Here is a 17,673-nt window from a genome sequence, read left to right on the forward strand (position 1 = left end):
CCGCGCGCATGACCGAACGCGCCCCTTTGATGTCCTGGCTCGTGTTACGCTGGCCTGCCGCGCGCATCTATCGCTGCCGGGTCCATCACAGTCGGTTGCTCTGCCCGTGAGGGCCTCGCGGCGGCGGCCGAGATCGAAAATGCGAACGGAAAGCGCCCGAGCACGGAAGTCGCCAATGCTTTGAGCGCGGGGTTGGAAAGTTCGACGTGGAGCGAAATGCCGCGCGAGGTGTCATCAATCAGGCTAACGGTTGCATCCTCGACGCCTGCTTCCGCGAGTGCCGACTGCAGGGCGTCCGTCATTTCGCGCCGCTTCAGTGCGGGCTTGAAGATCTTGCCAACGCCCGTCAGAGGTATCGCATCCACGATCCGTATGCCCTTCGGCAACGCGGCACGTTCGTTTATCTCGTGGCGCAGAAACTCGGCCAATTCTGCTTCGGTTGCGGTGGTGCCTGGTTTCAACTGAACATAGGCAACCGGCAACTCACCGGCGTGCATATCCGGGCGCCCTATCGCTGCGGCGATCTGGACTGCGGGATGCCGATGCAGTGGTTCTTCGATTGCCGCCGGGTCGATGTTGTGCCCCCCGCGGATGATCAGTTCCTTCTGCCGGCCGGTGAGCCAGAAGTAACCGTCGGGATCGCAGCGTCCGAGATCGCCGGTGTTGAGCCAGCGCGTGCCGTCACCGCCTTCCATCCAGAGGCCGCTGTTCTGCTCCGGGCGGGTATAGCCAACGAACACGTTTGGCCCGGAGATAACCAGTTGCCCGACCTCATCCGCAACGCAATCCCGTACATAGCGGCCGGTTTCGTCGACCACCACCGCTTTCATTGCCTGACCGGGCAGACGAAGCCCAATCGAACCGACCCTACGCTCGCCAAGCGGAGGATTGACGCTGCTGACGCAGGTACCTTCCGTGAGGCCGTAGCCCTCCAGGATTCTTACGCCGGTACGCTCCTGGAATGTGCGGAGCAGTTCCACCGGCATGGGGGCGGCGCCGCACAGCCCATACTCGAGCGAACTGATATCGTGCTCGCCAACCGGAACGTCCAGCAGAGACCCATAGAGTGTCGGGACACCGCTGAAGAAATTGATGCGGTAATGCTCGACAATTTCCCAGAAACGCTTGACTACGCCCTCGCCCCGATAACCTTGCGGTGTGCCGAGCACGACGTGGGCACCACGCGAGAACGCCAGCAGACCTGTAACCAGTACGGCGTTGACGTGGAAAAGCGGCAATCCGCAAAAAATCGTTTTCCCCGGCCCAATGCTTTCGCCGAAGAATTGACCCGCGTTCCACGCATTGGCCACCTCATTGCCGTGCCGTCGAATCGCAATCTTCGGCAGTCCGGTGGTGCCGCCCGTGCAGAAGAAGGACGATAGATCGTCGACACCCATCCCATGCACGCTGCCGAGCGCCTCGTCTTCCTTGGCAATCGCGGTGCTGAAATCGTGAATGCCCACATGTGAAGGAACGGCACTGTGAATGCCGCCAGGCCCATGCAATCTTGAACACTCGTCACGGTGCAGCGTCCGGGCCGCGGAACGCTTTTCGCGCGGCATCCGGTCGGCCAGATTGACGAGCACAAGATCCTTCAGGGAAGGCACTTTATGCAGCACCGCTTGCACTTTTTGCCAAAGATCAGTGCCTGGAAATGGCGCCAGTGTGACGAGCACGCTGGCCCCCGAAGCGTTGAGCAGTTCGCCGATAGCCTCCCCCTCAAGCAGCGGATTGATCGCGCAGACGATTCCCGCCGCCTCAGCGCCCCAGATCACGAAGTGTGTCTCCGGGAGGTTGGGCAGTACATAGGCGACAACTGAGTCGCGTCGCACTCCCAGCCGCGAAAACATGTTCGCGGTTCGCGTGATGTCGCGCACCAGTTGGCCATAGGTCCAGCACTCGCCGTTCCGGTACTCGTCGGCCATTGCAATGAACGAAAGCGCGGGTGCCGATGGATTGATGGCGGCGCCCCGGCAGATCATCTCGTAGGTACTCGACGGCAGGTCCGTCAACTGACTTTGCGTTTCGATGGCCTGGACATCGTCCATGTTCGCGACGCCTGTCATGCTGCCTCGTCAACAATAACGTTCCGCTGCACGCCCAGATTGATGGCGCCGTCGCAGCTGACGATATGCGCTTCCACGAGGTCCCCCGCTCGCAGGTATTGCGGCCTGTCCTCCTGCATCTTCAGAAAAAGGCGCCACTTTTCTGCTTCGGGCAGTTGCGCCGCGGCGCGCTGCTTTTCGGGCGACGGGATGCTCAGCGCACAACCGGAAGGTGTCCCGGTGGCGAGCAAATCGCCGGCGTGCAGGTCGTGAACGGCGGAAAGCTCCGTTAAGGTCTCTACCGGGCCGTAGACGAGGCCCGCCGTGGAGTCATTCTGGCGGACCGTTCCGTTTACCGTCAGCGTCAGCACGAGTTCCTTTAGCTTCGGAATATCCTGTTTCTCCAGGAGGCAAAGATAAGGGCCGACGGGGCCAAACGTGCGATAGCTTTTGCCCTTGTAGAACTGCATTTGCGGAATCTGGATATCGCGCGCGGAATAGTCGTTGACGATCACGGCGCCTGCGATGTAGTCATGCAGATTCTCTTCGGTGACAGATTCGCGGGACGTAATGTCGCGTTTGAGGACGAGACCGAGTTCGATCTCGTAGTCGAGGAACTGCACCCCGTTTGGCTTAACCACAGGCGAGTCGGCCGGAACAATGCAGCTCGTCGCCTTCGTGAAGATCATGTTGAATTTCTTCACATCCGGGTCCATCCCGGACTCGATCATATGCTGGCGATAATTTGCGCCCTGGCAGATGAACTGCTGATTGGCAGTCACGGGCGACAACCATTGCACTTCCGATTCGGGAATCGTCAGACCGCGTGGCAGGAACAGCCGTTCGATCGGGTTGGCCTCGATAAACTCAGCGGTCGACCTGAATTCGCCGGGAATCGGCGTGATAGCGCCATTAGCGACCACGCCCCACTGGGCGTGGCCGTGATGCAGGTAATGCAGAACGTGAAGTGCCATTTATCGATCTCCGGATTTTATGGAAGGGATTGGTTCAGGCGAAAATCTTTGCCAGCCTGCGCAGCTTGGCGAACGTCAGGTCGGGGCTGCGGCGCAGGTTTTTGACGAGCGCCACGATGCTCGCGGGCGTGAATTTTGGTTTGGTGAAGCTGCGCGGCATTGCCGGTCCCCACTGCGCCATCGCTTCGCGACTCACCGCATGCACGCCCGCGGGCGTGTCGGCTGTAAAAAGATCGCCGTCGCAATAGTGTTCATGCTTGTCGCCCCACGGATCCTGCCAGTAGTCGAAAATCTGGCTGCCCAGGATATGCCGGCCGATGCCCCACGCGTGCGTCCATCCCTTGTCGCGCAACACGCGCTGCCCCATGCCAATCGCGTCAGCGTCGACGACTTCGTACGCGCTATGGCTGTAGGTCGGCACGAAACCTTGTGCGAGCGCGAGCGTATGGTGATCGGCCGGCCTGCCGCCCAGATCGAGCCGCATGAATGCAACGACGGGCGAACCATCCGGAAGTACCTGTACATCGCTTGGAATAAAGCCGAAGTGCTGCGTATACCACGCGCAGGTTTCCTGATAGTCGACGAGTTCGAGCACCACATGTCCGAGCCGGATGATTTCCGGCGCGCATTCGGGCGGCCGCTGCGTTCCGTTAATGCGCACGGCCGCGTCCACGGAATTGAACGGCAACGGTGGCCGATGAGATAGCGCCGAAGCCGGCGCCTGATCCCATATCGCATCGACGCGAAAACCGGAAGGATCAGTCAAGCGTACGGTATAGCCGCCGCCCGGCAAGGGCGAGCGTTCGACCGCAGATGCGCCAGGCAGCCTTGCAAGCGCATCGAACTCGGCCTTTGTGTCGACCTGCAGCCCGAGCCCAACGAACCGGGACTTCGGTGCCCTTTGGATCACGTAGCAAAAATGCGAAGCACCCGTTCCTCGGAATAGAACAAGCTCTTCAGTGCGCGACACAGTTCGGAGACCGAAATCATTGAGAAATTCCTCGGTTTTCACAAGATCCGGCCGATCGAATATCAGGTAGGTCAATGCCGATGCTTTCGTCGTGGGATTGCGATGACGGGCCGGCTGTGCGGTGGTCAGTTTCATGGCAGGACGGAAATCAAACGGGTTGAATGGCGTATTCGGCTTCGATAGCCGGCGCGCCGACGGGGTTCGTCAGCAAGGCAAGACTCTCGCGCACGATACGGTTCACGTCGGTGGCCGCACCGTCGTGGACAATCGTCTTGTCGGGCCGGACTACGGCAGCCCACCCGACGGGCGCGAGCCCCGGAAGAAATACGCCTTCGAGGTCTTCCCAGCTGTCGAGCGGGGCAAGATGCAGCCGTTGCCCCCGATGGGCAATCTGGACAACGCGCCCCCCGGCACGCGCAAACGCTGCGGCCGTCGCGTCCTCTAGCACAGCCGCCGCATCCACGCCAAACCCGATCAGCGTGAGACCCTGCCCGAGCACGTCGTCGCTCAGACACGTGGTTCCATCGGAACCTCTCACCCAGCCTTGCGCGATGACCGCGCCACGAACAAGCCTGGTCGACGAGCGGCCCTTGACGAACAGTCCACTGCGAAATGTGTTCTTCGGCTTGATCTGCAGTTCCTCAAATTGCGCGCGCAGGCGCGGCACGAGTCCCGCAAGGCGCATCAACCCATGAGTCAACAGCGCAACTGCGCCACTTCGCGGCATGACGAGCCTACTCATGAATTTTGCGAGGTTGATCATTGCCTTTGCATGGGGGCGCCGCTCCTCGTCATAGGTATCGAGAATCCTTGGGTCAGCACGTCCGTGTACCACCCATGCCAATTTCCAGCAAAGATTGGCGGCGTCCCGAAGACCTGCTACCAGCCCCTGCCCGACGAATGGAGGCGTGATATGGGCCGCGTCGCCCGCGAGGAACACCCGCCCCTTGCTGAATGCGTCAACGGTGCGCGCATGGAAGCGATACACGGCCTTGCGCTCGATGATCATCTCTTCGACGTTGCCCCATGGAGAGAGCAACTCCCGGATGCGTGTCTCGGATTCCATTTCCTCGCGTCGCTCGCCAGGCTGCAGCATGAATTCCCAGCGTTCACGGTGGCCAGGCGCGACCATATGCGGGATTGGCCGACGGTGATCGCAGATGAATTCGATGTGATCGATCGGACGTGGTACGTAGCGGGCATCGACGATCAACCAGTCCTCGGCGAACGTCTTACCTTTGAATTCCTGCCCGATGAGTTGCCTCACCAGCGAACTCGCCCCGTCCGCGCCGACCATATAGCGGGCCCGGACCCCATGAGTGCGCCCGTGCCCGAGGTCCAGCGACGCGAGCACATGGTCCCGTTCCTCCGTGAAGCCATTCAGTCCGACACCCAGCGCAATATGCGCACAGTCATATGTCTCGAGCCGGGCGCGCAGGCACCGCTCGAGATCCGGCTGGTAGAACGTGACGAGCTTCGGATGGCCATCCAGGCTGCCCAGCGAATTCACGCTGCCGAACAGGCCCAGCATGGGCGACCTCATTCGGACGTACGGTATGGCGATCGTCTCGAAATCGCGCTCGCCGACGCCCGCAAGCTGAAGGAGGCGCAGCGCCTCGTTATCCAATGCGATTGCACGGGGCGCCATGAATACTTCACGCGACTTGTCTACAACCATCACGTTCACACCGTGCCGTGCCAGCAGATTGGCGGTCGCCGCACCGACCGGGCCACACCCGACTATCAGCACCTCTACTGCCTCGGGCAGGTCACGCGTCGACGGCTGAACCGGGTCCTGCAGGCCGGACGGCCCGGTGGTGTTTATTGCTCCTGTCTCCACTGTCACTCCATCTGTCTATTTGTTTGTCGGGCGTCAACCGTGCGCCTTATTGACATTAAAGTCATTACTGATAATTTTGTCAAGAGAGACATTTCAATCTATACTTGGATATGAGCAAAGACTGGAACTCGTCATGGCGAACTCTTTAAACCGCCCCGCGCCCAAGCGCTCCACCCGTGCGGCCCCCGTTTCTCCGGTCGCCGTTCCCGAGGAGCGCGAGCCACGCGGAGCGCGCCGCAAGCGCGAGACGCGTGCCCGCCTGCTCGACGCTGCCCTCCGCCTAATGGCGGAAAAGGGCATGGAGGGCGTAGCGATCAACGAAATCACTGAGGCCGCCGATGTGGGCTTCGGCTCGTTCTATAACCACTTCGAGTCGAAAGAAGCCGTCTACGCGACGCTCGTCGACAACGTGTTCGAGGAATTCGCCGACATGCTCGATCGCCTCACCGGGGGCCTGTCCGACCCGGCTGAGGTGATTGCCGTCTCGGTGCGCCATACCCTGATGCGTGCGCGGCGCGATCCCGTATGGGGACGCTTCCTGATACGTGAAGGGTTTTCGGCGAGCATCCTGAGCCGCGGGCTGGGCCAGCGGCTACTGCGGGATATCGGAAACGGCATCGCCGCCAAGCGCTTTGTGGTCGCCGACCCTTTCATCGGCTTTCTTTCGGTGGGCGGTACGGTGCTTGCGGCAATTGCGGCCGAGCTGAATTTTGTCGCGCCGGGGGCGCCGGCGGCAGAACTGCTCGACGAACTCGGCTTCAGTGGAGAGCACTTCGCCGAGCGTACGGCAGCAGCGCTTCTGCAAACGCTCGGGCTCAAGCGCACAGAGGCGGAGAAGATTGCAATGCGAGCGTTGCCACTGGTCGAGGCGGAAGTCGACGCGGAATGAGGCGGGTGAAGTCGAGACGCGACACGAAGAGACAAAGGGCCTTTCCGCATGGCCTTGTCCATCAATCTGTTCCTGGATCGGACCTCCGCTCAACCTGGTGAATGTTGTGCATCCAGATGAGCAAAGTTTGGTCGGTCTGACCTGGCACGCGCCGCTCTACTGGTTCGCCCGACGGCTTACTCTCTATCTCGCATAACAAACTGGTCTGGGTTGACCTGGCACCGGCAGATTCACCCAATGGAGAGCGACCCGGTTCATCGCGACGCTCTCCCCGACCTACGGAAACAAGGTCACTCTTTTGACGTCACGTGCTGCTGAGCGGACGGCAATTCGCCCATCGCCTGGAACAGTGCGGCGGTATCGGTCATGCGCTGGCTCCCGGCGCGGACGGCGCCCAACTGTGCATTGAGAAATCGCTGCTCGCTGGCATGCTGTGCCGTTGACGGCAAGGAACCGAGGCGGGCGCGCGACGCGGTTTCGTCGAATGCCGCACGGGCTGCCTGTGCCGCTCGTTCGGTAGACGCCAGCGACTGTGCGTCGTTATCCAGCGCGGCAAGCGAATCCGCAACATCCTGGAATGCCGACAGAACCGTGGACTTGTAGTGCAGAACCGCGGCATCGTATGTATCGATCGAGGCCCTGCGTTGCGCGAACAACGCCCCGCCATGGAAGATCGGTTGCGACAGGCCCGCCCCGATCGCCCACAGTCCGCCCGCGCCTGAGAGCAGCGTCGGCCAGCTAAAGCCGCCGCGGCCCATCGAGGCCGTCAATGACAGGCTCGGAAAGAGTTGCGCGGTCGCGGCGCCGACGTCGGCCGCGGCCGCGTTCACCGCGGCGTCGGCCGCCAGAATGTCAGGGCGCGAACGCAAAAGATCCGATGGCACGGCGACCGGCACGTGGTCGGGCAATGACAGGCTGTCGAGATCGGGAACCACCGGTGCGTCGTCCGGCGTACGGCCCATCAGCACCGCCAGCGCGTGGACGGCTGTGGCGCGCTGCTGCCGCAAGGGCGGCAGACTGGCCGCAATCGACTCCGCGTCGTCCTTCGAGTTCAGCGCCTGCGCGTGCGAGAGCGATCCGAGCGTGTACCGTTGCTGGTCCTCATTCGCCGTTTCGCTCGCCACGGCGACGAGCCGTTCAGTCAGCGCGATCTGGCGATCGAGCGCCGCCACATTGATCGCCGTGCCGACGATGTTCGCGGCGAGCGCGCGCCGGGCCGCTTCCAGCTCATAGCCCTGCACGTTCACACGAGCGGCAGCCGCCGCGTTGGCGTAGCGCGTCGCACCGAAAAAGTCGAAGGTGTAGTGCGCCTGAATCTGCCCGGCGAAGAAGTTATACCGTACCTCGGTGGGACCAACGCCGGGCACGACCGGTGAACGCGCCCGCTCGACCTGGGCCGCAGCGTCGACCGAAGGCAGCGTGGACGAACCGATCTGCCCGCGCAGTTCTTCTTGCGCGGCGGAGAGCGTCCGCTGCGTAGCCGCAAGCGTCGGGCTGTTGCGCAGACCTTCCTCGACGAGTGCATCGACCGCGTCGGACCGGTAAAGCCGCCACCATTGCGGTACGGCTGTCGAGCCGATATCGAACTGCTGCGCAACGCCATCGGCCACGACAGTCTTCGACGGCTGCGCCTGCGCTCCGTAATGCGTGGGCGAAGGCATCACCGGGGGCTCGCCACTCGGACCGAACGAGCAGGCCGTCAGTGCGAGCGCCGTAGCCACGGCGAGAACGGATGTCTTATAGGCAAGCTTCATGATCAAATCTCCGTATGCTCGACGACAACCGGTTGCATGCCGCGCTCATCGCGCCGGATCCTGAAGCACGTCGCATAGAGCGCCGGCAGGAAGAAAATGGTCAGTACCGTGGCGATCGTGATCCCACCCATCAACGCGGTCGCCATGGGCCCGAAGAACGCGGAACGCAAGAGCGGAATCAAGGCGAGCACGGCGGCTGCGGCCGTCAGCATGATCGGCCTGAAGCGCCTTACGGTTGCACCGATAATCGCGTCGAAGCGCCCGTATCCCGCCGCGATGTCCTGGTCGATCTGGTCGACCAGAATCACGGAGTTGCGCATAATGATGCCGAACATGGTAATCACGCCGAGCAATGCGACGAAACCAAATGGCTTGCCGAACAGCAGCAGCGCAGCCACGACGCCGATCAGCCCGAGCGGTGCGGTCAACACGACGATAAAGGTCCGCGAGAAGCTCTTCAGCTGGATCATGAGCAAGGTCAGAACGGCGATGATCATGAGCGGCATCTCGGCGTTGATCGAGGTCTGGCCTTTCACGCTTTCTTCAACCGCGCCACCCACTTCGATGCGATAACCCACCGGCAATCTGGCTTGCTCGCCGGCAAGTGCGTGCTCGATATCGCGGGTCACGTCGATACCCTGCGCGTCGCCCCGAATGTCGGCCTGTACCGTGATCGTCGGCTGCCGGTCGCGCTGCCAGATCACGCCGTATTCGAGCGTGTCCTTGATGTGTCCGAGGGAACCCAGCGGAACCGGGCCGTTCGGAGTCGGCACCGCGAGGCTGGTGAGCTTCGAGGGATCGACGCGCTCGCCCTTCGGCGCACGCAGATCGACGTTGATCAGCTTGTCCCGCTCGCGGAACTGCGTGACCGTGTAGCCAGAAAGCGTCATGGCCAGGAAGTTCGATACGTCTTCCGACGTCACACCGAGCTGGCGCGCCCGGTTCTGATCGAGTTCGAACGAGATCGACCGTTCTGCCGGCTCGTCCCAATCGAACTGGACGTTGCGCGTGCGGAAATCGGCACGGACCTTGTCGGCTACCGTTTCGGCAATGGAGCGCACGGTCGCGATATCGCTGCCGCTCACCCGGAACTTGATCGGGAAACCCACCGGCGGACCATTCTCGAGCCGCGCCACACGCGCACGCACGCCGGAGAAATCCTTCTCGAGTTTCGCATCGAGCCAGCGCATCAACTCGTCGCGGTTTTCGACGCTTTTGGCCGTGATCACGAACTGCGCAAAGTTGGGCTGCTGAAGCTGCTGGTCCAGCGGCAGGTAAAAGCGCGGTGCGCCCGTGCCCACAAAGTCGACGAAGTGGTCGATCCCGGGATTGCCGTCGAGCGCCTTTTCCAGGCGCTTCGCTTCACGCAGCGTCGCCTCGAACGAAGCACCTTCCGGCAGCCGCAGGTCCACAAGCAGCTCTGGCCGTTCAGAGTTGGGGAAGAACTGTTGCGGCACGCGCGTGAAGGCCGCCATCGCGATCGCAAAGAGCACGGCAGTGACTCCGAGCACGGCCCAACGACGGTCGATACACCACGATACCCAACCCGAAAGGCGCTGGTAGAAGCCGGTGTTGTAAACGTCGTGCTCGTCATGGTGGCCGCCGCCGTGGCCCTTGCGCTCGGGCAGCATGTGAAAGCCCAGCAACGGGACCAGCACGACAGCCGCGAACCAGGACACGATCAGCGCAATGGCCGACACCTCGAAAATCGAGCGCGTGTATTCCCCCGTGCTCGATTTCGCAAGCGCAATCGGCAGGAAACCCGATACCGTGACGAGGGTACCCGTCAGCATCGGGAATGCCGTGCTCGTATACGCAAAGGCCGCCGCGCGCGTGCGAGTCCACCCCTGCTCGAGCTTCACGGCCATCGTTTCGACGGCGATAATCGCGTCGTCGACGAGCAGCCCCAGCGCGAGCACGAGCGTGCCAAGGGAGACCTGGTCCAGCCCGATATTGAACACATGCATGCAAAGCGCCGTCACGGCGAGCACGATCGGAATCGAGATCACGACGACCATGCCGGTGCGCAGGCCGAGCGAAACGAGGCTCACGACCAGCACGATTGCTACCGCTTCAGCGACCGACCTGACGAACTCGTCCACTGAATGCTTGACCGCGTGAGGCATGCTCGAGACGGGAGCCAGCTTGAGTCCCGCCGGCATGGCGGCCTGCAGTTCGGCGGTTTTCGCGTCAAGCGCCTTGCCGAGGCTGACCACGTCGCCGCCCTTTTGCATCGTCACGCCAATGCCGAGCACCGCCTGCCCGCCGACACGCATCTCGGTGACGGGCGGATCGTCGTAGCCACGCGTGATCTTTGCGATGTCGCCGAGCCGGAACGTGCGCTTGTTCACGGTGAGGAGCGTGTCCGCAAGCGCCTGCACGTCCTTGAACGCGCCGCTCGGGCGCACGAACACCCGGTCGTCCGCCGTGGTGATGGTGCCGACCGGCGTCACCGTGTTCTGTGCGTCTATGGCCTGCGCGAGCTGCTGCGGCGTGATGGAGAGCCGGGTCAGTTGCGCATTCGATATTTCGACGAAGATGTGCTGGTCAGGATCGCCAAAGTAGTCGACCTTGGCGACACCGGGCACACGCAGAAGGACCGTGCGCAACTGATCCGCGTAGTCGTGCAGTTGCGCGGGCGTATAGCCGTCGCCTTCGAGCGCATAAATGTTCGTGTAGACGTCGCCGAACTCGTCGTTGAAGAACGGTCCAACCGTTCCCTTGGGCAGTGTCGCGGCGATGTCGCCCACTTTCTTGCGCACCTGGTACCAGGTCTCGGGGACCTCCTTGACCGGCGCCGAGTCCTTCATGGCGAAGAAAATCATGGACTCGCCGGGCCGCGAGTAGCTCTTGATGTTGTCGACGTACGGCGCGGCCTGCAACTGACGGCCGATCCGGTCCGTGATCTGTTCCTGTACCTCGCGGGCAGTCGCGCCCGGCCAGTAGGTCTTGACCACCATGGTACGGAACGTGAACGGCGGGTCTTCCGACTGTGCAAGCTTCGTATAGCCGATCACGCCGAACAGCGTCGCAAGCCCGATCAGAAAGATGACGAGCTGCTGATGGCGCAACGCCCACGCGGACAGATTGAAACCGCCTTCGCTGGGTGCCTCGGCGCTAGGCGGGATGACGGGCGCGCTGTCGTGCGCGGCTTCACGGTCGCGGGCGTTCATGACGAAAAGTCCTCCGGATGGAGCGGAGCCACGACCTGCACGTGCTGGTTCGCGCTCACCGCGTGAACGCCTTGCATCACGACGCGGTCGCCGTCGTGAAGTCCGCCGATGACGGAGACGGTCCGCTCGTCGTAGCGCACGATGCTGACAGTGCGCAGTTCGAGGGTGTCGCTAGCGGCGCGCACCACCCATACAGCAGGGTTCTCGCCCTTGTGGAAGAGCGCCGTCACAGGCAGTGCGAACGGAGCCGCCTCCGCGACGTCGCTGGCGGCATCGAACGTGACATTGGCCGTCATGCCGACGCGGACTTCCGCGCTCGGCGCGGCTAGCGTGAGTTTCACGCGCCACGTGCGGCTTTGCGGATCGGCGGCGGGCGATACCTCGCGCACGCTCGCCTCGAAGCTTTTGCCGGGCAGCGCGGACAGGCTCACGCGCGCCTTGCTGCCGACGGCCAACGCGCCAAGCGCCCGCTCCGGTGCGTCGCAGACAATGTCCACGCTGCCGGTCCAGTCGATGTGATAAACCGCCTGGTCCGCCTGAACGTTCTGGCCGGTGTCCGCGTCCTCCGACTTGATGACTCCGTCGTGATCCGCGGTCAGCGTGGCGTAGCGCAGGTGATCGGTGGCGAGCGCCATTTGCGCGAGGGCCGAATCGCGCTGCGCAAGCGCCGTGGCATACGCGTCTTCGGTCAGTTCCATCTGCGCCGGTGCAATCAGGTGTGCCTGGATCTGAGCCTGATCGCGATCGAGTTGCTGCCTGGCGTACACGAGACGATGTTCGGCGGCATCGAGTTGCGCGCGCGCGTTAACGAGGTTATTGCGCAGATCGGTGGGGTCGAGCAGCGCAACGCCCCGCCGTGACAGTATCGCCAAGATGAACCTTTCGTTCGATAACCTTGCCCCCCACTCTGAACGACAGTGGCGTGGAGTAGCGCGCCTCTACCTGAGCCGGCAATGAGGCAGTCGGAGTGCTTCCATCGGGATGAACCGCGAGCGCGACAACCGGTTTGGGCTCCGGCGGCGCTACTTCACCGCGGTGGCAGGCCGAGAGCAGAATTGCACCACAAGCCGCAACGAGCAGACGCCCTCTGAACGGTGGCCGGGAGATGGAAGACAGGAAGGGACGCGCGAATGTCCGCGCGTTAAGACCGGATAGTTTCACGATGTTTACAAGGCAGGTGATGGTCCAGCAATAAAAAATAGGCGAGGCATAGGAAGACACGGTGCGTCCGGCGGCATGCTTTTGCTCTACGCGCCAAGGACGGTTCCGTACGCCTTTAACTTAGCATTCCTACTTGCCGCTTCTGATACGAACCGCTTGCAACTCTCCATACTTCGTCATCGCACGCGGGTGGATACCGTCGCTTCTCATTTCGTCTACGCTATCAACGACATTACCGAGGCCGCCGACGTCGGTTTCGGCTCGTTCTACAACCACTTCGGGTCGAAGGAAGGCATCTTCACTGCGCTCGTCGAATGGGTGTTCGAGGAATTCGCCGATACGCTCGATCAGCTCGTCCGCGAACTGTCCGACCCGGCCGAAATAGTCGCCGTCTCAGTGCGCCACACGCTGATGCGCGCACGTCGTGAACCGGTATGGGGACGGCTTCTGATCCGCGAGGGATTTTCGGTGCATGCGCTGGGCTGGGGGCTCGGCCAACGATTGCTGCGCGATAGCCAAAGAGGCATTTCCGCGAAGCGCTTCGTCGTCCCGGATCACTTGATGTGTGTTGTGTCGGTCACGGGCATCATTTTCGCGGCGATCGCCGCCGAGTTGCACTTTGCCGTATCGGTGACGCCGACGGTCCGGCGGCAAAAAGCGTCAGGCGTCGGCGAACAGAACTTCGCGGAACGGGTGGCGGCGGTCGTGCTGCAGGTGCTTGGACTCAAGCGCGCGGAGGCGGAAAGAATTGCGCGCCTGCCGTTACCCACGGGCAGACCGGACACCAAGGTTTGCAGAGCAAAATCGCGCGCCTGCTGATCAATGCCTGCTATCCCCCGTAAAACGCGCTCGCCAGATAACGGCCGCGGAGTTCGCGCAGGCCTGCGGCCAGAATTGCGCTGGCTGGAAGCGCGAGCAGGACCCCAAAGAATCCGAAAAGCTGGTCGAATGCGAGCAAGGCGAAAATCACCGCGAGCGGATGCAGGCCAATGCGCTCGCCGACGAGGCGTGGCGTGAGAATGAAACTTTCGAGAATCTGGCCAATGCCGTACACGACCACCACCGCGCCAACGCCATACCAGCTGCCGAATTGCAGCAGCGCAGAGAGAAGCGCAAGGGCCAGTCCGGTCGCGAATCCGATGTACGGAATGAACACGGCGAGCCCGGTAAAGAGACCGACGGGCAGCGCGATCTCGAAGCCCGCGACCGTCAACGCGATTGGATAGAACGTAGCGAGCATCCCCATCACGAGCAGTTGGCCGCGCAGGTATTGCGACAGCATCTGGTCTATGTCTGTCAGGAACTTTCGCGTCTTGCCAAGCCAGGGTCGCGGCACGAAGCTTTCCAGGCGAGCGAATGCCTCGTGCCTGTCATAGAGCAGATAGAACAAAACGAGCGGCACCAAGACGATGTTGCCCACGACGGTAATCATCATGTTGCCGCTCGTGCGCAGGGACAGCCACGCAGCCAGTGCGATGGTCTGTTCGCTCGCCTTGAGGTCCATCGTCAACATCTCACGGACATGGCTCAAATCGAACGAATAGCTCAGGCCCAGCAAGGCCAGTTTGGGTTGTAACCATGCGTTGAGTGTGGCTGCCAGAGAAGGAATCCGCACGATCAGTTCAGGCCCTTCTTTATGAATCACGGCAAACACAAGCAGAACGAGCAGCGTGGCCATCACACCGAACAGAAGCATCATTACGAGCGCGGCGAGTCCGCGTGGCGTGCGATGGCGCACCAGCCACTCTACTCCCGGTTGAAGGATATATGCGATGAGCCCGCCAAGCAGGAACGGCGTAAGGACCGGGCGCAAGATCCAAAGCAGGACGCCAGCCGTCAAGGCGACCGCGCCCCATAGCAAGGCGTGGCGATGGTGCAAAGTCATAAGTGCAACGTATGGTGAATAAATCGGGGGGGCCCGCATTGGGATGTCGCCTGGGGCGGGCAGACAGGCCCGCGCCATTAGTGATAATGTTATCACTTTTGTTTTTTTGGTCAACTATGACATTTCGAACGCCTTACGCTGAATCTCGCGGGTCGGCTTCTCCCGTCTGGCGCGCTCCGGATGCTTGGCATGCTTTAGTTGACATTTTTATCAGTTATGAGTTTAATGCCATAAATGCTTGACACCGACCGCCGGTGGCAGCCAGACCGTTCGTAGGACGCAAGTTAAATTTTTTGCAGGATTTCCTGTGGCGCAACAATCCAGACCCCAAGGCGTGCAACCGAAACCCCATGCCGTTCACGAAATCGTGCAGCATGCATTGCGCAGTGCCGCGACAGCCGCAACAGCCAATGGCGCTATCGACGCGCTCGGCGACGCCCTTCTCGAGCTCGAACGCCTGGTTGGAAACAGCAGCCAGCAGAAGCACTGAGCCGTTACCGGTTCAGACAGGACGTCCCAATGGAATACATCGAAAGCTTGCGTCTATTTCGCACTATCGTCGAGGTCAAAAACTTTAGACGCGCGGGGGAAATTCTGGGCTTATCGCCGTCGGCGGTCTCTCGCGCGATCGCTTCTTTGGAAGACCGCCTAAGCTCGCGCCTGTTCCATCGCTCCACCCGCCAGTTTTCGCTGACAGAGGTTGCCGAGCGCTTTTATGACGGGTGTTGCCGCATCCTCGACGATCTCGACTGCCTGGAAGCCGACGCCGCTAACCATGGCCGAGTGCCGGCCGGCGTACTTCGGTTGGTCGCCCATACGACTGCCACGCTGACATGGCTTGCGCCACTGGTTGCATCCTTCAAACGTAAGCATCCAAACATCGCGCTGGATGTCACGCTCACCGAGCGGCCAGTTGATCTGACAGCCGACGGCTACGATCTCGGTATCGTCCTGCCTTTCATGCTCGCGACGGATCTGGCCGTGACCCGGCTTCTCCAGCGCTTGCCGTTGGTTATCGTCACAACGGAGGCTTATCTGAGAACGCGATCTCGGCCCCGGCATCCAATGGATCTTGTGGACCATATGTTCGTCACAGTGCCTCCTTCAATGCACAAGCCGATCGTGACGTTTCGAACGGAGCGGGAAAACGTTGCCGTGCCGATCAACTACGAGATCACGTCGAACAATCCAGTTTTCAATCGCGATGTTCTACTTGAGGGATTGGGTGTCGGTGTACTGCCGGCAAGCTTTGTTGAGCAGGATATAAAGACAGGCCGGCTAGTCCGTCTGCTGGAAGAGTTTGAAATCGCGGATACTGCGGCCGAGGTCCGCCTCGCTTACAGCGGGCGGACGCTTTTACCCGCGAAAGTGAGAGCGTTTATCGACCACGCCGCGGAATTTCTTGAAGGCGACGTGGAGTAAAGCGCGCTAGCGGAGCCTCGTTGCAGCCGCGTGCGATATTTTGGATCACTCAGGTTTCTCCGGTACGAGCGGGAACTGGATTTCGAAACTCGTCCCGCCCCTTTCGCGTGACGCAAAATTATTCTGCCCGTTCAACACTCGGCAAAGCTCCTTGACGATGGCGAGTCCGAGGCCCGTGCCTATGACTTTTCTGGCAGATGAGCGTCGTATGTCGTAGATCACATTAAATCTGTCACTGCCCGTACCTTGACGATTCGGGCCAACGAACCGCAGCATTGACAATATCGCTTGCAGTCCGAACGAAAACGCAAAATTGTGAAAAGCTGGCATTAAATTGAAAAAGACTTCTTCACGCGGCACCGAATAGGGTCAATGTAGTTGTCAGCGCAACGTCTCACTCTGCATCGGAAGCCGCCAACACTGCAAGGACCATTGCCGTAACACGGACGCGGCGCCGATGATTCGTCAGTTGCGAACTAACAGGTTGTACGGAAATATCCGGTCGCGCGTCACGTTTCGCGACAAGCGTCGGCCAGTTATCCGGCGCTTTAGCTTTATGAAGGTTCGCGACGTGATGTCTGTAGTGTTCCGCTCCCGCTTGTAGTTTTTCTAAGGATGTGAGCGGTCGTGGTCGCGCCGGAGCGATCACCATCCTGTACTGCTCCCGGTCAGGATCTGCGTCAAGCACGACCCACTCCCGTTCCGGATAGTCGATCGCTGGAAACGGCATCCATAGAGGTCCCGATCGCGCGCCTCCGCCGCTGGTCGCCTCAAGGTAGCAGGAAAAACTGTCGAGACAAGCCAGTACAAAAACACGCAGAATTGTCCAGCGCTCGACCGATGAGGTCCATCCAGGCAAGCCAACTGGCGCGAAGAGCGAAAGCCAGACGAGAACACCAAGCAGCCCATGTTCGCATCGGCCGAACAGATGCGCCGGCACGCCAACGCCCTCCCATTTTGCCCGCCATCGCAGTACTGCTTGCGCAACAGGACAGAACGGTGTCGTTGTGCATGCATCGAGCCGCCATGTGAGATAGCGGCCAGCGGAATATACGCACCTGCGATGCCTTTGCAAGACATGGCGCATGAGATATCGCCGGATCGCCATATAACACGCGATGGCGTCCCGCAGCAGGTCATCGGACGCGCCTATCGCCAGCGAAGGGCGCAAATCTCCGACGCATTTACGACGACGGTCATCATCTGTTTCTACCGAATCGCGAGCAAAAGCCACCGGATGGACCAGTACGTTCGAAACCCCTTCAGTCTGCCCCTGCACGACACGCGCGCACAAGCCGCCGAGCCCATCCGCGCCGCTGCCCCTTGGCGGCGCCGAAGCCAGCCAGGCCTCGCAGACTTCCTGCTGACGCAAGTTAGCCAGCAGTCGCCGAAGATTTGATGAACGGCGGCCGAACCAATCCCGCGCAAGACCTTGCGCGACCTTGCACCGGTACACAAGCGATAACCTGGTCGCTGGATCTTCTGCCGCGCCGGGCGAGCGAACCCAGTTGTGCCCGCACGTCGGACAACATAGGGACAGCCGGAAATTGCACACCTGCA

At 61.3% G+C, this 17,673-nt stretch carries 13 protein-coding genes and 1 pseudogene; 4 read left to right on the forward strand and 10 right to left on the reverse strand.

The window, feature by feature from the left end; translation table 11 throughout:
- Positions 1 to 44 precede the first annotated feature (44 nt).
- The 4 genes from GNZ13_RS27510 to GNZ13_RS27525 are packed head-to-tail and all read right to left on the reverse strand — an operon-like array spanning position 45 to position 5,790.
- Positions 45 to 2,066, reverse strand: coding sequence for an acyl-CoA synthetase (locus GNZ13_RS27510; protein WP_172170459.1), 2,022 nt, complete (start codon positions 2,064 to 2,066; stop codon positions 45 to 47).
- Positions 2,063 to 3,019, reverse strand: a complete 957-nt coding sequence (locus tag GNZ13_RS27515) for a fumarylacetoacetate hydrolase family protein (protein ID WP_172170461.1) — start codon at positions 3,017 to 3,019, stop codon at positions 2,063 to 2,065. Before GNZ13_RS27515 ends, GNZ13_RS27510 begins: the two co-directional genes overlap by 4 nt.
- 34 nt (positions 3,020 to 3,053) lie before the next feature.
- Positions 3,054 to 4,124, reverse strand: a complete 1,071-nt coding sequence (locus GNZ13_RS27520; protein WP_172170463.1) for a VOC family protein — start codon at positions 4,122 to 4,124, stop codon at positions 3,054 to 3,056.
- Positions 4,125 to 4,137: 13 nt separating this feature from the next.
- Positions 4,138 to 5,790, reverse strand: coding sequence for a bifunctional 3-(3-hydroxy-phenyl)propionate/3-hydroxycinnamic acid hydroxylase (locus GNZ13_RS27525; RefSeq protein ID WP_216675040.1), 1,653 nt, complete (start codon positions 5,788 to 5,790; stop codon positions 4,138 to 4,140).
- Positions 5,791 to 5,962: 172 nt separating this feature from the next.
- Between GNZ13_RS27525 and GNZ13_RS27530 the strand changes: the two genes are divergently transcribed.
- Positions 5,963 to 6,718 carry a TetR/AcrR family transcriptional regulator gene (locus tag GNZ13_RS27530; protein ID WP_172168189.1) on the forward strand — a complete coding sequence of 252 codons (756 nt, stop codon included), beginning with the start codon at positions 5,963 to 5,965 and terminating at the stop codon, positions 6,716 to 6,718.
- A gap of 290 nt (positions 6,719 to 7,008) precedes the next feature.
- Here the strand turns inward: GNZ13_RS27530 and GNZ13_RS27535 are convergent, their stop codons facing one another.
- The 3 genes and pseudogenes from GNZ13_RS27535 to GNZ13_RS27545 form a co-directional block, all read right to left on the reverse strand.
- Positions 7,009 to 8,472 (reverse strand): efflux transporter outer membrane subunit, encoded by a 1,464-nt coding sequence (locus GNZ13_RS27535; RefSeq protein ID WP_172170465.1) that lies wholly within the window; start codon positions 8,470 to 8,472, stop codon positions 7,009 to 7,011.
- Between the two features lie 2 nt (positions 8,473 to 8,474).
- A complete protein-coding gene (locus GNZ13_RS27540; protein ID WP_172170467.1) occupies positions 8,475 to 11,645 on the reverse strand; it encodes an efflux RND transporter permease subunit in 3,171 nt (1,056 codons plus the stop codon).
- A pseudogene (locus GNZ13_RS27545) lies at positions 11,642 to 12,761 on the reverse strand (efflux RND transporter periplasmic adaptor subunit). The gene GNZ13_RS27540 and the pseudogene GNZ13_RS27545 overlap by 4 nt, the downstream one beginning before the upstream one ends.
- A gap of 213 nt (positions 12,762 to 12,974) precedes the next feature.
- On the opposite strand from GNZ13_RS27545, the gene GNZ13_RS27550 reads away from it, so the two are divergent.
- Positions 12,975 to 13,625 (forward strand): TetR/AcrR family transcriptional regulator, encoded by a 651-nt coding sequence (locus GNZ13_RS27550; protein ID WP_328807299.1) that lies wholly within the window; start codon positions 12,975 to 12,977, stop codon positions 13,623 to 13,625.
- Positions 13,626 to 13,635: 10 nt separating this feature from the next.
- On the opposite strand, the gene GNZ13_RS27555 is transcribed toward GNZ13_RS27550, so the two are convergent.
- Complete coding sequence (locus GNZ13_RS27555; protein ID WP_172170471.1) at positions 13,636 to 14,691, reverse strand: AI-2E family transporter; 1,056 nt, start codon at positions 14,689 to 14,691, stop codon at positions 13,636 to 13,638.
- Between the two features lie 307 nt (positions 14,692 to 14,998).
- Between GNZ13_RS27555 and GNZ13_RS27560 the strand changes: the two genes are divergently transcribed.
- Both GNZ13_RS27560 and GNZ13_RS27565 read left to right on the forward strand, forming a co-directional pair.
- Complete coding sequence (locus GNZ13_RS27560) at positions 14,999 to 15,181, forward strand: hypothetical protein (protein ID WP_121948129.1); 183 nt, start codon at positions 14,999 to 15,001, stop codon at positions 15,179 to 15,181.
- Between the two features lie 29 nt (positions 15,182 to 15,210).
- Complete coding sequence (locus GNZ13_RS27565; protein WP_172170474.1) at positions 15,211 to 16,113, forward strand: LysR family transcriptional regulator; 903 nt, start codon at positions 15,211 to 15,213, stop codon at positions 16,111 to 16,113.
- Between the two features lie 45 nt (positions 16,114 to 16,158).
- Here the strand turns inward: GNZ13_RS27565 and GNZ13_RS53930 are convergent, their stop codons facing one another.
- The gene (locus tag GNZ13_RS53930) at positions 16,159 to 16,443 is read right to left on the reverse strand and encodes an ATP-binding protein (RefSeq protein ID WP_172170484.1); all 285 of its coding nucleotides are present in this window, start codon (positions 16,441 to 16,443) and stop codon (positions 16,159 to 16,161) included.
- Positions 16,444 to 16,507: 64 nt separating this feature from the next.
- The gene (locus tag GNZ13_RS27575; protein WP_172170476.1) at positions 16,508 to 17,485 is read right to left on the reverse strand and encodes a hypothetical protein; all 978 of its coding nucleotides are present in this window, start codon (positions 17,483 to 17,485) and stop codon (positions 16,508 to 16,510) included.
- Between the last annotated feature and the right edge of the window lie 188 nt (positions 17,486 to 17,673).

It is taken from the genome of Paraburkholderia elongata (assembly GCF_013177735.1).
Lineage (GTDB): Bacteria > Pseudomonadota > Gammaproteobacteria > Burkholderiales > Burkholderiaceae > Paraburkholderia > Paraburkholderia elongata.

Bases quoted from the DNA above. Each gene is read 5' to 3' on its own strand.
- GNZ13_RS27510 (WP_172170459.1), bottom strand. From the start codon at position 2,066: ATGACAGGCGTCGCGAACATGGACGATGTCCAGGCCATCGAAACGCAA.
- GNZ13_RS27515 (WP_172170461.1), bottom strand. From the start codon at position 3,019: ATGGCACTTCACGTTCTGCATTACCTGCATCACGGCCACGCCCAGTGG.
- GNZ13_RS27520 (WP_172170463.1), bottom strand. From the start codon at position 4,124: ATGAAACTGACCACCGCACAGCCGGCCCGTCATCGCAATCCCACGACG.
- GNZ13_RS27530 (WP_172168189.1), top strand. From the start codon at position 5,963: ATGGCGAACTCTTTAAACCGCCCCGCGCCCAAGCGCTCCACCCGTGCG.
- GNZ13_RS27535 (WP_172170465.1), bottom strand. From the start codon at position 8,472: ATGAAGCTTGCCTATAAGACATCCGTTCTCGCCGTGGCTACGGCGCTC.
- GNZ13_RS27540 (WP_172170467.1), bottom strand. From the start codon at position 11,645: ATGAACGCCCGCGACCGTGAAGCCGCGCACGACAGCGCGCCCGTCATC.
- GNZ13_RS27555 (WP_172170471.1), bottom strand. From the start codon at position 14,691: ATGACTTTGCACCATCGCCACGCCTTGCTATGGGGCGCGGTCGCCTTG.
- GNZ13_RS27565 (WP_172170474.1), top strand. From the start codon at position 15,211: ATGGAATACATCGAAAGCTTGCGTCTATTTCGCACTATCGTCGAGGTC.
- GNZ13_RS53930 (WP_172170484.1), bottom strand. From the start codon at position 16,443: ATGCCAGCTTTTCACAATTTTGCGTTTTCGTTCGGACTGCAAGCGATA.